General features: G+C 53.7%; 10 protein-coding genes. 4 read left to right on the top strand and 6 right to left on the bottom strand.

Annotated elements, in window-relative coordinates; genetic code table 11:
* Positions 1 to 4: 4 nt before the first annotated feature.
* The 3 genes from DTL42_RS19815 to DTL42_RS19805 form a co-directional block, all read right to left on the bottom strand.
* On the bottom strand, positions 5 to 409 hold the full coding sequence (locus DTL42_RS19815; protein ID WP_114371271.1) for a response regulator: 405 nt from the start codon (positions 407 to 409) through the stop codon (positions 5 to 7).
* 42 nt (positions 410 to 451) lie between these two features.
* Positions 452 to 1,945 carry a sensor histidine kinase gene (locus tag DTL42_RS19810; protein ID WP_114371269.1) on the bottom strand — a complete coding sequence of 498 codons (1,494 nt, stop codon included), beginning with the start codon at positions 1,943 to 1,945 and terminating at the stop codon, positions 452 to 454.
* A gap of 256 nt (positions 1,946 to 2,201) precedes the next feature.
* Complete coding sequence (locus tag DTL42_RS19805) at positions 2,202 to 3,095, bottom strand: methyltransferase domain-containing protein (RefSeq protein WP_114371267.1); 894 nt, start codon at positions 3,093 to 3,095, stop codon at positions 2,202 to 2,204.
* Positions 3,096 to 3,463: 368 nt separating this feature from the next.
* Between DTL42_RS19805 and DTL42_RS19800 the strand changes: the two genes are divergently transcribed.
* Entirely contained in the window at positions 3,464 to 3,649 is a 186-nt protein-coding gene (locus DTL42_RS19800) for a hypothetical protein (protein WP_147274370.1), read from the top strand.
* 172 nt (positions 3,650 to 3,821) lie between these two features.
* Here the strand turns inward: DTL42_RS19800 and DTL42_RS19795 are convergent, their stop codons facing one another.
* A complete protein-coding gene (locus DTL42_RS19795) occupies positions 3,822 to 4,010 on the bottom strand; it encodes a hypothetical protein (RefSeq protein ID WP_114371263.1) in 189 nt (62 codons plus the stop codon).
* 346 nt (positions 4,011 to 4,356) lie between these two features.
* On the opposite strand from DTL42_RS19795, the gene DTL42_RS19790 reads away from it, so the two are divergent.
* Entirely contained in the window at positions 4,357 to 5,676 is a 1,320-nt protein-coding gene (locus DTL42_RS19790; RefSeq protein WP_234824279.1) for an AAA family ATPase, read from the top strand.
* A gap of 86 nt (positions 5,677 to 5,762) precedes the next feature.
* Here the strand turns inward: DTL42_RS19790 and DTL42_RS19785 are convergent, their stop codons facing one another.
* Positions 5,763 to 7,007 (bottom strand): CBS domain-containing protein, encoded by a 1,245-nt coding sequence (locus DTL42_RS19785; RefSeq protein WP_158545481.1) that lies wholly within the window; start codon positions 7,005 to 7,007, stop codon positions 5,763 to 5,765.
* Between the two features lie 499 nt (positions 7,008 to 7,506).
* Here DTL42_RS19785 and DTL42_RS19780 point away from each other — a divergent pair, with 499 nt between their 5' ends.
* Entirely contained in the window at positions 7,507 to 8,592 is a 1,086-nt protein-coding gene (locus DTL42_RS19780; protein WP_158545480.1) for an FHA domain-containing protein, read from the top strand.
* Between the two features lie 173 nt (positions 8,593 to 8,765).
* Positions 8,766 to 12,209 (top strand): protein kinase domain-containing protein, encoded by a 3,444-nt coding sequence (locus DTL42_RS19775; protein WP_114371255.1) that lies wholly within the window; start codon positions 8,766 to 8,768, stop codon positions 12,207 to 12,209.
* Positions 12,210 to 12,216: 7 nt separating this feature from the next.
* On the opposite strand, the gene DTL42_RS19770 is transcribed toward DTL42_RS19775, so the two are convergent.
* Positions 12,217 to 14,460, bottom strand: a complete 2,244-nt coding sequence (locus tag DTL42_RS19770) for a hypothetical protein (protein ID WP_147274369.1) — start codon at positions 14,458 to 14,460, stop codon at positions 12,217 to 12,219.
* Between the last annotated feature and the right edge of the window lie 144 nt (positions 14,461 to 14,604).

Raw genomic sequence — 14,604 nt, 5'->3', positions numbered from 1 at the left:
TCGCTTAGAACGTGGTGACGGTGGGAACATAACTGCCGGTTTCTAGTACTTCGTGAATACATTGCACCAGGCCACGTGGGCTGAATGGTTTGGCCAGCACGGCGGCAATATTTAGCTCGGCCGTTTCGTCGTCATCGCCAGAAAGATCGAAGCCTTTCGCGGTCAGCATAACAATCGGCAAGCTGGCGGTTGCCTCGTTTTGACGAACGGTGCGGCACAGCGCGAGGCCATCCATGCGAGGCATGTGGTAGTCGGTGATTAGAATATCGGGAGCCTGCTCTTGGATGGCTTCCCACGCGGCCTGGCCGTCTTCCACACAGGCAACGTCGAAGCCACTCCGCTTGAGCTTGAATTCGGCTGCACGCAGGATGTGCATTTCATCGTCAGCAATCAGGACTTTCGCAGACATGCGACTTTCTCTCCAGCGAGATTGGGTATGGAATGAATTTGGTTAGCTGGCGTGCTCGATCACTTGAACCGTTGGCAACGCGATTTGGAAAGTACTTCCCTTGCCTAGTTGGCTTTTCACGGTGAGCGTCCCGCCGTGCACGTCCTCGACAATATGTTTGGCAAGTGGTAGACCAAGACCTGTTCCCGAGGCCATCTTTTGATCTTTCTTTACGCGGTAGAACTTCTCGAAGACCATCTCGCAGTCTTCGGGACTGAGCCCCACGCCGGTATCTTCTACCTCGAAGTGAACCTCGCGATCGACCAGGCGACTGCGAAGCGTTACTTTGCCTCCTTCGGGCGTATATTTGATGGCGTTGGAAAGCAGGTTGATCGCCGCTTGTAAAATCATGTCGCGATCGGCAAGCACGCCCAAGTACATGGGGCTTAGTTCCACGCTCAGGGTGATGTTTTTTTGTTCGGCGGTGGGCTGAACAATGGTCGCTGCCTCTTCGAGCAAGTCGTTCAGCGAGCGAGGCTTCTTGCTCACGCTAACGACGCCAGCTTCGATACGTGCCAAGTTCAGCAAGTTATCGATCAGGCGTTGCAGGCGATCTGCCTGGCCGCTGATAACGCCGAGGAATTCGTCTCGCGTTTCTTCGTCTTCCGCTTCGCCGTCGGCCAATAGTTCAGTGTAGGCTTTAATGCCGGCCAAAGGAGTTTTCATTTCGTGGCTGACCGCCGAGACGAACTCTGCATTGCGCCGTTGAATGGCTTTGTAGCCGCTAATGTCACGCAAGACTGCCACGGCACCAAAACTGGTATCGCAGCTTCCGTCTTGCTCGCCTTCCGATACGGTGTTAACCGTCACGCGGTACCAGTGCTTCTCGCCGTTAGGATCGGCCAGCTCAATCTCGGCCACGCGAGACGAACGCAACTTACGGCGACGTGTTTCGTGCAGAAGCTGAATCAAAGTGTCGCAGTGGAGCGTTTGCTCGATGGGCGTGCCAGGCTTAGCGTCTTGCATGCCTAACAGGTTGACTGCAGCAGGGTTGGTGAGGGTGAGTTCACCGTATTGATTAATCATCAAAACGGGCTCGGTTAAACCTTCGATAACCCAGTTGATTTGGTTTGCACGCGACTCCGCTAGATGGATGCGGACTTCAGCGCTGGCCGAGCGTTGTTGCAGTTCAAACAACTTCTCGCGATTCGAGTGGATCGCATCTTGGACTTCCCATAAAACCGATTTGGCTCGCGGTGAGAAATGATGCCGGGCGATTTGTTCTTTAAATCGCTGGAGTTCAAGGTCATCGCTTGACATCGTCACTAGGTTTTGGAGCAAGTCAAACAGCTTGGATTTTATGTTGTTGTAGGCGTAGCGTTTCCAAAGACACAGGACGAAAGCAAGCGACATGCCTGCCAGGGCAATTGCCACCGGAATGGGAGAAGCGGTGGGTAATAAGACGTAGGCAACTCCGGTAGCGAACAAGGTAGTGCCCAAAGTAATAGGGCAGAACCAAGCCAAGGTCGCGAACGCTCCTGGTTTGTCTGTGGTCATATCGCAAGTCAATCTGCAAAGGTATATCGCTTCGATCGAATCGCTGCCCAGGCACTTGGCAAGCACGCCACAAGTGCATGAAAAGCGAAAATCTACGAAAACCTAGGTCAGATCAACGGAATGTCCATAGAAGGCAACGTTCGCTTTAGGAAACCTACGGCCAATAGGATCCGCAGAATCGTTACCAACGCTCAGACAGCACAGGTGCAGCCACGTGTGCCGGAACGATAAACCAAGTTGGTTGCAGGAAAGACCGTTAGGCAGCAAGCTTTTTTTGACCGAACGGAACGTGCAGGCGCTGCTGGATGCCATCCCACAAATCCGTTAGCTCGCTACAGAATTGATAAGCAACCTCGACTTCAACACGGTCACCGATTTGGACTTCTAGCGGTTCTGACAAAGGGACGACCAAGTATTGGTTGTGCCAGCAAATCTCGGTTTGCTGTTCGACCAAAATGGCCAACACGTTCTTAGTGACCAGCCGCCAGGCGTTCAGAGTGCCGGCATGTTGCATGGTCAAGACTCCCTTCCAGGCCACTTCGTGTTGAAAGTTAGAATCGTAAAGAACCGTTTCGTATAGCGCTGGCTGGCCCAGTTCGGTTGTTCCGGGCATTTGGGCTACGGGGGGCTGAAACAAAGGAACTGGCGCGTGAAAACCAGAGAACTCGTAAGCTTGCGTGACCGGTTGCAAAGCCAGCAGCGAGGCTTCTGGAATGAAACGTGGAAGCTTAGGCCCATGTTTTTCCGTGTAATTGCGTTTGAAAGCGGCGATGACCTCGGTTTGTTTTTCCCGTACCAAACCTACATGCAGCATTTCACAGGTAACCACATCGACTGGTTCCGAGGGAACAAATTGAGCGGCGTCTTCGTGGACGATCGTGACAAGATCGGCCACTTTGTTCATTTTTAGAAACCGCTGAGCAACGGCAACCAGTTCTGGATTGCGCTCGACATAGTAAACCTTGGCGCCTGCCATGGCGGCGAAGTAGGAAAGCACACCAGTTCCACCTCCCAGGTCGACGACCGTCATTCCTGGCTGAACCGTTTGGGAGATGGCCTGCTGGAAAGCAGTCATTCGGTAGTTATCCCGCAGCATATCGTAGTGGTAATGAAGCGGAATGAATTGGCCAAGGATTTCGGGAGAAGTCACGTCGTTCGATTCCTTTCAAACGGATGTACGCAGCGAGAGCGGGCAAATAGTAATGACCTTCCGCCAAGGCTGCAAGGCAGAATTAGGAGGGTTGCAATAGTTACGCTCGCGCTGACGAGAAAACGACTTACGTCCGAAGGAAGCGAAAACGCAAGCACCCGGACAGAATGCACTAGCGGCCATTGTGCTATCAGAGAGCACAGGTTTTACCGGTCAATCCGATAAACGGTTATTGCCTCGCGAGAATCTGGTCATTCAGGCCTTGGGCGGGCGATGCGGTCCTAACAAGTTACGGATTTCGTTCCGATACATCTCGTAGTTACCGCCAAGGATGTTGGACAATGATTGGATACGGATTGGATACTTCCATGCTGTCAAGGGTCGAGATCGAAAACCTGCCTGCTCATGAGCTAGAGATTCTTCTGGAGTATGGGCAAGACTTGCTATCACCAAGCGAATTGTTGGGGGTCCAACTTTTTATTCAACGGATTGGTGGCTTGCAAAATGCCCGTCAGGCGATCGATATGCTAAAGCAATTAGAACAATGCGACTAAAGCGGTAGCTGGTGTGTTTTCTACCTCTGCCGGTTCTGCAGGCACTTTCCCGGATAGCAGCTATCCCTGGCCGGGAGACTTCCCAGCAAAAGAGATCTTGGCGACGCATTGGATAGCCGGTTTAGACCGTCGCCAGGTTCCTAGCGTTCAATTTGCCTAGAAACTAGGCTCCTTAAATGCCAGGCAAGACCGTCGTCGAGGCCATCTCGCATTTCTCTGAACGCAACAATCGCAGCCAATCGAGGTAATCTTCGATCTCTTCCATGGGCATGCCCAAGTGCAGAGCCGATTGGATGGCGGTGATCCGTTCGAAGTAGTCGCTGGCATTCTCTAGCAGTAGTTTGGCTTTTTCGTTGGCCATGATTCAACTCGTAGGGGAAAAGGTTTTGTGAAACCTACCATGAATAGGCTCGGCAAGAAATACGATTTCGCCAACTCGTTACACGTCTTATTATCGTCGTAGTGTCAAGACTAGGTCATGGAATCCCATATGTTGAATGCTAGCAATATGAAATTCGGGCATCTAGTTGTTTCGGCCTAAGACGACACTTGGGGATTAGGGCTGAAAAAGCGGAAAATACCGCGTAAATCGTGCATAAACACCACTTTCTAGGCATCTCCACAAGCTGCGACCTACACTTTTGGGTCTAAGGACATACGGCTTTTCATCCCAGAATGCGCTTGAATAATCGACGAAAGACATATCTATGGTTAGTACCGAACTAAAATCAGGCCTTCTTGCCGCTCTGCTAGCAGATGATGGTTTTCGTCCGGAAGAACCTAAAACGCTCGAAGACACTCAGTTATCGCAAACGTTGGTCGAATCGATCATCTGTAAGTTGTTGCTGAACATTGGTTCGATGAGTGGTCGTAAGACGGCGGAGCACATCTGTTTGCCGTTTGGTGTGGTCGAGGGAATTCTCACTTCGATGCGTACTCGCCAGATCATCACCCATTGTGGTTCCGCCCCGCTGAACGACTATACCTATACCCTCACCGATCAGGGACGAACCCGAGCCCAAGCCTATATGCATTCGTGCGCCTATTTTGGGCCGGCTCCGGTTTCGCTAGAGGATTACATCACCTCGGTCGAAGCCCAATCAGTACGTAACGAGACCCCCAAGGAGGAAGACCTGAAGCGGGCCTTCGATGGGCTTTCGATAGAACCGGGCCTGTTTGATCGTCTCGGGCCAGCAGTGAACTCGGGAGCTGGGTTGTTTTTGTACGGAGCCCCAGGCAACGGAAAAACGACGCTCGCGAAACGTATTACGGCTTGTTACGGCCAAGAGATTTGGATTCCACGGACCATTGTCGAGGATGGCCAATACATCAAATTGTTTGATGCTGCTTTTCACGAAGCGGTCGATCAGCATGAGAACAGCATTATCAAAGCCGATAACTTTGATCATCGCTGGGTCAAGATCCAACGCCCGACCGTTGTGGTGGGGGGCGAGCTGACGATGGATAGCCTGGAAATCCGTTTCGATCCTATCAACAACATCTGTGAAGCTCCGCTGCAAATGAAAAGCAACTGCGGTAGCTTGTTGATCGACGACTTTGGTCGCCAACGGATGCAGCCACAAGAACTCCTTAATCGCTGGATCGTCCCCCTGGAAAATCGAGTCGATTACTTGGCGCTTCCCAACGGTAAGAAGATTCAAGTTCCGTTCGAGCAGTTGATCATCTTTTCGACGAACCTAGAACCATCTGATTTAACCGACGACGCGTTCCTGCGACGTATTCCGTATAAGATCGAAGTCGAGGATGCCTCGCCTGAAGAGTTTCAAAACTTGTTCCAGATCTTCTCGAAGCAGTTTGGCTGTCGCTGCGATGAAGACGCCGTCAATCACTTGATCGAGAAGCACTACAAGCCCAACAACCGCCCACTGCGTCGCTGCCAACCACGCGACCTGTTGTCGCAAATCCGCAATTACTGCGTCTACAAAGGCTTCCCCATGGAAATGAGGCCTGAGTATTTCGACCTAGTAGTAGGCAGCTACTTCACGGTGGTGGCCGGAAACGACTAAGCCGCTGGCGGCAAGCAGTGCAAAGTTTGCAACAAACGTCATCTTACGCGATGCGTTTGTTGGGGGATGAAAGACCACGGCCCTGACTATGGCAATGAAACCATTACCGGGGTGTTCATCGAGGTGAGGTCATCGCAGTGGATCACGCCTACCGGGTGACTGTCTTGCAGCACTTCCAGCCATGACGAATCGTTGGACGAGAACAAGGCGACGAATTCCTCGAAGTTTGCATCCCACGAAACCTTGGGGACGTTCGGCAGGCAGTGCTGGCGGATGGGCTGGTTAGGGTCTTCTACTTCCACCAGATCATCAACTCGGATCAGTCCGCACGGTTCTCCATCGCTGGTAAGAACCGGGGCGATGTCGGCATTCCAAAGACGCATCTTTTCAAGTGCCGAGCCGACAGGTTCGTTATCGGGCAGTTCGATGGTAGTCGGTCGCATGATGTCGCGAGCCGTCATTCCATCGAAGATACTGCCGGTTGGTTGCTGCGAGAGCCATTGGTTTTCGTGTGGCTCGTCGATCAGCAAGCCTTCGCCCAGGCTTAACGCAAGGTTCAAGCGATCGTTGAGAACCAAGGCCATTTGTTCGCTTGAAGTTCCCTCGTTGCGCGTGGTGACGAAACTGCCGGAAACTCGGAGCACCGCTTGCTCGGTACTGGTTGTGTCGGTAACCGAGGCACTTGCCAGGCGTTCGGCGGCCCAATCGGAAACTTGTTCGGGGGCAGTGGCTGGCGTGACGACGGCAACCCGTTTTCCGGAGAGTTCAAAGATGCGCGAATTTGGCAAAGCGGTTGTGGCCAAGTCTTGTAGCCACGTCTGATAGCGTTGAGGATCTTCGGTTGCGGTGGCGAACATGGTCGCGCAGACGTAGTGGCCATGGATCGAGATTTGTTCGATTGTCTGCTGCAAGGTTCCCAGAAACGCGCCTTCGCCTGGATAGCGATTACGTACGTCGCGACCAAATTGCTGAGAAATTGCGATACGGGCTTCCAAAATGGCAGCCGCGGCGCGAATACGAACCAATAGTTTGGCAGGCGTTACCGGACGTACCACCACGTCGTCAGCCCCTTCGGAAATCGCTTGACGTACGTGATCGGGCCGGTTGGCGGATACGACGGCGATCTTATACAAACTGTGATGGGAAGTGGCCTGATTCGCGACGTAGTCGTAGATTAGCAAGTCATTCTTGTGAAAGCGATCGGTCTCGCGGTAGATCGTGTCACACTGGGTTTCTACTTCGTATCCGCAGGCTACAAAGAAGTCGTAGCCATTGCGGAGATATTGACGGTCTTCCGATACGACAACAATTCGTAGTGCGCGTGCTACCATGGAACTACCTGCTACCCCAGAAGAGAAGATGAGCGACGCGTGCGGAAAACGGGGCACGTGTCGAAGAGAGATTACCTTGCGGTTCGCCTGATTGGCCTGCGATCGATGTCGGAACGGTTCGACGTCAGGTGAATCGTTAAGACAACCGATCGCGCTCGCCCGATGAACGGCAAGATGGTCTCCTAGGGGAAACATAGTTCGATTTCGCTAGGGAATTTGCTTTGCTTCTCCCCAGATTTCGTTTTTTTACGAATGTCCTGAACATGCCGTAAAAAAATATCCGCCGCGTATCTCAAAAAAATCCTAATCACGCTTTGCGATTATGACCTATGGTTTAGTTGGGTATCACTTACCCACCTTTTATTCCCGCCGTGCGAATCAGAAAACGTAAGGCGGCACCTTTTCCAAACAAGCTCGATGATCGTCGCGGGGCACCTCATTTATTGCGACGGACAAGCGGGACAGTGGCTTAACAGGGTTAGGACGCATGCAAACGCAAATGCTTCCAAGAACCGGAAATGACTCGATCTTTCTCGAGTACCTCGATCATGCTACGGGCAAACCGATGAAAGCCATGATCGATGAATTTCCGTTCATCATTGGTCGAAACGCTACGTGCAACCTGACTGTTGAATCAGGACGCGTATCACGCGAACACGCAGAAGTAGTACGGCACGGCACCGGCTATTTGTTGCGCGATTTGCACAGTACCAACGGGGTTTACGTAAACGGCGAACCAATCGAAGAGCACGTCCTGGTCGATGGCGACACGGTATCGATTGCGGATTTCGAGTTCGATTTTCACTGTCCATCCAACGAAACCACACGTCAAACGGTAACTTTGGCGATGGATGGCCGGACGCCCTCGTCCGACAAGAAAGAAGACCCTTTCCAACTCATTCATGCTTTGCGGACGGTAAATCAGTGGACCGGGTTAAGCCGGATTGATGCCGCCCTAGCGCCGATCGAAACGTTATCGGATCAGCAGACGATTGGCTATTGGTGCCCATTGTTTCGCAAAGCTTATCAAGCTCACGAAGAAATCAAACCGCTCGGCGATACGGTCGTGTTAGAGAAGCCGCTGCGGATGTTACAGCATGTTTCGGCGATGTTCTCTGTACTGGAACGCCAACTAGAGAATGGGTTTCTTTTGTTAGAGGTCGATCAGAACGATCTGCAACGAGTCGACTTGGTCGAGACCGTAGGTTGGATGCGCACCAAGTTCGGAGCGGGCGTCCAGGTGGTTCTCGGTGGCAGCGTTGAACTATGGGAAACCAACTTAGCCGAGAACGCACTGCTGGATGACATCCGCGCCATGGGGGTGCAACTGGCAGCCGTAGGAATCGATCAATTCAAGCCACCGATTGCTGCCGAAGTGTTTAAGCAGGCCACCTATATCGGCGTTTCCGCGAGTGCTTTGTCAGGGACTTCGCGAAGCCCAGCGGTGGCCAATAATATTCAAGAATTCATTACGGAAGTCACGGCTGCTGGATGCAAGGCACTCGCCCAAACGAGTCCCAACAGCCCTGACTCGCATGCATTGATGCAAATGGGTTTTCGTGCAGCAGTACGTTTCCCGAGTTGAAGTATCTTTCGCTTGCGATAGGACCGGACGCCTGGCCAGTTGCCTCGCTCGAATTTTTTTGAGCGAGGTTTAAAGCTATGAAAGCTGAACGCATTGGTTGCGTGACTATAAACCATAGTGGGTGTTTCCTTGCGATAATCGCAATCGCAGACCCGAGATAAAGGTCCCTAACCGTGTCGATCGAGACAACAGGAACCGTACGAGAAATCGATGGCTATCGGCTCGTACAACGAATCGGAGCAGGCGGCTACGGCGAAGTGTGGCGCGCGGATGCCCCTGGCGGACTTTCGAAGGCCGTTAAGTTGGTGTTCGGGTTCCACGACGAAGCCAGGGCCTCGCGCGAACTGAAAGCACTGAACCGGATTAAGAACCTCCGCCATCCGTTTCTGCTTTCCTTAGAGCGTATCGAAGTGATTGAGGCTCAGTTGGTGGTCGTTACCGAACTGGCCGATTGCTGCTTGAAAGACCGCTTTGACGCCTGCCGCAAGGAAGGTATGCCAGGGATCCCGCGCGCTGAACTGCTACGTTTTCTGGCGGACTCGGCGGAAGCATTGGACTATATGACCGATGTCCACTCGCTGCAGCACTTAGATGTGAAGCCAGAAAACCTGTTGATTGTTGGCAGGCATGCCAAGGTTGCGGACTTCGGGCTGGTCAAAAGCATTCAAGACGTAACCGCGTCGATGATGGCTGGCCTCACGCCTCTGTATGCTTCGCCGGAAGTCTTCAACGATCAGCCTTCGCGGCAAAGCGATCAATACAGCTTGGCGATCGTTTACCAAGAGATGCTGACCGGCACCCTCCCCTTCCCCGGCCGCAATCTGGCCCAACTCACCGCTCAGCACCTCAACAGCCCGCCCCGGCTGAACATGCTGCCACCGCGTGATCGCGATATTCTTTCCAAAGCGTTGGCTAAGAAGCCGCAAGAACGTTATCGCAGCTGCGCCGAAATGATTCAGGCATTGATCTCGGCGGATAGTATCGCGCACCTTCCTCAGGTCCGGTCTGGCGTTGATTCTCACGATGAAACGACCAAAACCGACACCAAGACCATCAGTTGCAACGACACCAAGTCAAGCGTCGCCGAATCAAGCCCCGATTTGTCGGAACCGGCCACGATTCGGATGGAGCAAGATAGCGTCCCGTGGCAGGTCCGGTCGAGCAAAATCTGGGAAGAGATCGCGCCCCGTCAGCAGTCTGTCCTGCCGCCTATCGCCGACGATCGCACCCAACGCGAGTTGCGTCCCTGCGTGCTCTTAGGAATTGGAGGCTTGGGAAATCGAGTCATTCGCCACTTTGTCGATCGGCGTCTGGAACTTGTTGGTACGCAAGCGGAGCAGCACTGGTGCCAATGCGTAGCAATCGATACCGATACGAATGACCTGATTCAAAGCACCGGGCAACTTGGTGCAGCCAGTGGAACGCCTTCCTTATCGACGTTAGAAATGCCGCTGCGTCGTCCGCAAGCATATCGAAATCTGTCGCGGCAGTTGACCAAATCGATGAGTCGTCGTTGGCTTTATAACATTCCCTTGTCGCTGAAGACCGAAGGGATGCGGCCATTGGGGCGGTTAGCCTTTGCCGACCATGCGAGTCGACTGCGAGAAAAAATTCATGATGCAGTAACCGCTGCTATCGAGCAAGCCGAAGCCAACATGGACCCAGCCAGCACCAACTATATGTGGCAAGCCAAGCCACGTGTCGTGCTGGTGATGAGCAGCAGCGGCGGAACCGGCAGCGGGATGGTCTGGGATGCGTTTGCGCTGGCCCAAGAAGTCTTGCAAGAGCATGGTGGCAGCGGGGCCGATGTTTCGTTATGGCTGGTACACGCCTCGCCCAGCGGAGTCGAACAACAAGACCTGGCCCGTTGCAATACGTATGCTTGCTTGCGCGAGTTGTTTCACTTCCAGGTCACCGGAGAATACCCTGGCGATGCGGTAACCAAGATTCCGGCGCAGCGTTGGAACGAGAGCATCTCGAAGCAAATCACTTTGCTGGAAACGGGGGGCAATCCCGAAACGCGAAACATTCCGGTCGATTTGCATGACATCGCTGACCTGTTGTATATGAACATTTACGAGGGACGTCAGGTAGCGCAGCGAAGTCGAGACGACGAATCGAGCGAACCACCCCGCGAGCCGAGCGTTTCGGCCTGGGCTTTTGCCGGTAAGGCGCTTTGTTCCAGCGGTCACCTTGACCTGGCCGCAGCGCATTATGCGTTAGAGTTGATCAAGCGATGGCATGGGGCCGCCAGTGGCGATAAAGAACAGCGGAAGCTGGCTCATTTGAACGACACCGACCAACATGCTTCTGCTCGGGCCGAACAGTTCCGCTATCTCTTGGATATGCGAACCGCGAAGATCTTCCAAGATTCCGGCTTAGGCTTAGAGTCGGTGATCGATATGGTTACGCAAGTTGTCGAAGACGAGATCGGCAATCGCCCGGAAGATTACTTCCAGGAAACGATCGGGAGACTCGCCAACGAGTTAGGGGCTCGACGTATCGCTCCGACTTCGGCGGAAATGACGATTCAGATGCTCGATTCGCTCGATCAATTGATCGGGGCTTCCAATCTGGAAGCGGAGCCAGGACAGCTCATATCGGTTTCGTTGCATACAGAAATATCGCCCCACATTCTTCAGTTGGCCAACCATTTCCAAGGAGTTGTGCTAAATCAAATTCACGAGATATTGAACGAAGCAAACTTCCGCGTACGTGGGGTAAAGCAGCTTTCCGCCGTTGTCGATCAACATTTGAACGAGCTTGAATCGAAAGCCCGCTCGATGGGCGAACGTACACTGCTAGAGATCGAAAAGGTACGGACATCGTTATTCCCGATTATTCATCGTTCGACTAAGCGTGGTTATCGTGGCAACGAACCTACTTTGAGTTTGCCAGAACTGCGAGCTTTGTGGTTGAACTACGCCCTGCTTCGTACACACAACGTAATTGTATTGGCCGGATGCCAGGTATTTCAGCATTTGCGTGCCGCCATCATGCGCGACAATATGTGGCTGAAGAATACGATCGTCAGCTTAGAGATGGCAGAAACTAAAGTCAGACAGAAGCTGGCCTTAGACGATGTTTCGGTAACCGGGGATCCTAAGTTTCATGAGAAACTGATCGTCTTGGAGCGAAGCGTTGACGACATCTTAAATGCCGAACATGGCGGGCTGTGCAACTTGCTGCATGAAGAGCGAAATGGTGTCGATAAGTTGATTGATATTATGCTCGAGCGTGGTAAGGAGCTTGCTCGCCGCAACGCCACCGAAGAAGGTAACGAAAATCAATATCTAAATTCGATGCAGGACGGGCCCGATTGGAAACGTCGTGTTGCGTCGAACAGTTGCCGGCTAACGCAACTGGGACCAGCCGTACAACGACTGATGTTTCTGCCAGAATCGGTGGCAGAGAACACCGAGGCTACCGCTTCGGCGCCTCATCTTTCAGGAAGTTCCCCTTTGGGAACCAAGCTACCCAAAGTGGTTTGGATGGAATCTGGCGGGAACATACCGCTGCGAGACGCAGCACGGTTGCTGATCGAGAATCGGCCTGATTATGTGCCGGTGGCCGATCGTTTACTAACACGCGCCGACGTTCACTGGACAGAACTATAGGTCCGCTCTAGTCGATGATGTAGGCTTTCGGAGTCGCTTGAAACGCAGGATTCTGCTGGGTATCTTGAGGCCGCACGACAGGAGCCAGCTTGGCTGGGGCTCGATTGGCGGGAACCGGCGAGGGACGCCAAGCGTTCCCATTATTCTCTTTCGTCAGCGGTGCCGGTTCGGCTGGGCGAATCATAACACCTCGCTGAGTGGCCGAAGGTGTCTCAGCAGGCTGTGCAGATTGCGTGGGAGATGTGACGGCCTGGGGGCGGAACGTTTGAGGTCGGGCAGGAACCGCTTGAATCACAGGTCGCGCTTCCGGTTGAGCGGTAATTGGTGCAGCTTCGGCCACCGGCTGAGGCTCTGTCTGTGCTTCCAGGTTAGGCGTTTGCAGAGCCGGATTGGGTTCGGCAGGTGCAGACGGAACATTCGGTTGTGGGACAAAACGGGGACGCCATGGGGCTGCTGGATTGATTGCCGGATTCGACGGCTGAATCGCGCGCGGTGCTGTTTCTAGAACCGGTTTTGAAAACGGTTGATGCCTGATTGGGGCTTGGGGAATCGGCGGTTGGGCAACTGGCGACGGCTCAACCTGTGCAGGTTCGATCGGAGTGGACTCAACCGGGGTGGACTCGAACGTGGACTGTTGCGGTTCTGGGGCGATGGTCATGTTGATCGTCGTTTTCGGCATCTGCTGTGCTGCAGGCATTTGCGCCGAAGCTGGCGGGACGGCAGGCGTTTCGTCCTTGCCTTCAATGATTTCAGGCAACGCTTCGCTGGCGGCTTCCTCAGGCTCGAAGTCCCAATTGGTCAGTTCGCTGGCAGCTTGCATTTTGCTGACGACCGACGATTCGAAGTGCAGCGGATTCGTGGTCGTGATCGCCTGATTGTTTGCCGCTTTGCGAGTTGCTGGAGCAGACTTCCTGACCGGCCCGGCCATCTGATTGGTGATCCGTTGCGGCGACTTAGGCATGGGGGGAATATCTTGATCGCTGTTCAAAGCGTATGGATTAACCGTGGTGGCCGGAGGGGGCTGAGGAGCGGCAACTACCTGTGCCCCTTTCCGAACGGTTTCCACAGGCATTTCTGGTTCGAGGGAAGCCGACCATTTCTTACTACGGGAAGTCGCTTCTGAAGGCTCCGTCAGCTTGTTATTGACGATGGTCTGAGGCTGCTGGGATGAACCAAACGAGCCTCTGCCTGACCAATCGGTCTTGCCGCTACGCAGCGGGTTGTTTTGGGTTGCGCTCAAGCCCGTCGATTGAGGCGAAGTGGCGTTTTGCGTGAACGCAGAACCTGGTTGATGTTGCGGGCTTGCTTCGCTGGTGGTAGACGTTTCGGGTTCGCTTTGAGGAACTTGAGAGGCTATCGCAGAGTTGGTTACTGCGGGTGGTGTTGCTTCCTGCCCGACCGACTCTAAAGCCAAATCCAAAGCATGAATAAGCGTGGTCGACTCGCTCGACGAATTGTCTTTCGCCTTATTCAAAAGAGCCGATTTATTCAACGGTGATTGGGCCATCGCATCGAGGTTTGAACCTTGCGGCGTTGGCTCAACGACCACTTCCGGAGGCGAATTTGGCTGAGGGCTCTCGGGTTGTTCGGTCGGTTGCGGTGCTGCGACGATTTGCGTCTCTTGATCTGTGGACCTCGAAACTACCTTCGGCATTTCCGCCTTGGGAGTGGTCTCTTGTGTGACAACCACTGGTAGGTTCGATTCGCTGGTGACACGAGCCGAAGCTGGCGTGCGGGAAGCTTGTATTTGGCGTTCGACCGGAGGAAGTTCGTCCGTTTGCCGCACGACCGGTGGCAATTCGCTCTCAGGCGTGGGGCTGCTAGGTGGGGCCGGCAGAAGCGGATCGCTGTTTATCAGGCTTTTCGCGGGCGTGATTTCGACCGTTTCTACCGGGGTCAGCGTTGCTGTCTGAGGCGAGACTTCAGGTTCCGGTGACGCTTCTGGGGGATGTTTCGAGCCGCCCCCAAACATGTTGCCCAAGAAGCGGGCGAACGGGGGAAGCTTTTTCTTGGCCGGCGGAACTTGGGCCATATCAACCGGCTGATCGGCTGATTGAGCCGGAGCGAGAGCAGGAAGACCCGCTAAGCTAGACGCTTCCTGGGGCGAAGTCTCGGGCTCCGCTAGCTCTGCGACGGTATGATCGATATTGGCTTGGCTGCCCCGGGAAAAAGGGAAAATACAGCCGGAAACGCTGACGGTGGTCGCGAGAGTCAAGGTCGCGATCAAGTTGGGACGAAGCGTTTTAGGCATGATATCGATCCACATCTCGACAGGGGGAAAGCAAGTTCAGCGAAATCTTGAGCAACGCTCTGCGCATTCGAGATGAACACACAGAACGTCTTTCTCGTTTTCGGCCTTTGGCAAGCTTCCGGTTAAGTAAACTTTGCCGATCCT

The organism is Bremerella cremea, assembly GCF_003335505.1.
GTDB classification, from domain to species: Bacteria; Planctomycetota; Planctomycetia; order Pirellulales; family Pirellulaceae; genus Bremerella; species Bremerella cremea_A.
The sequence above is the reverse complement of the archived record's forward strand: the minus strand, read 5'-3'. Positions and strand labels throughout refer to the sequence as shown.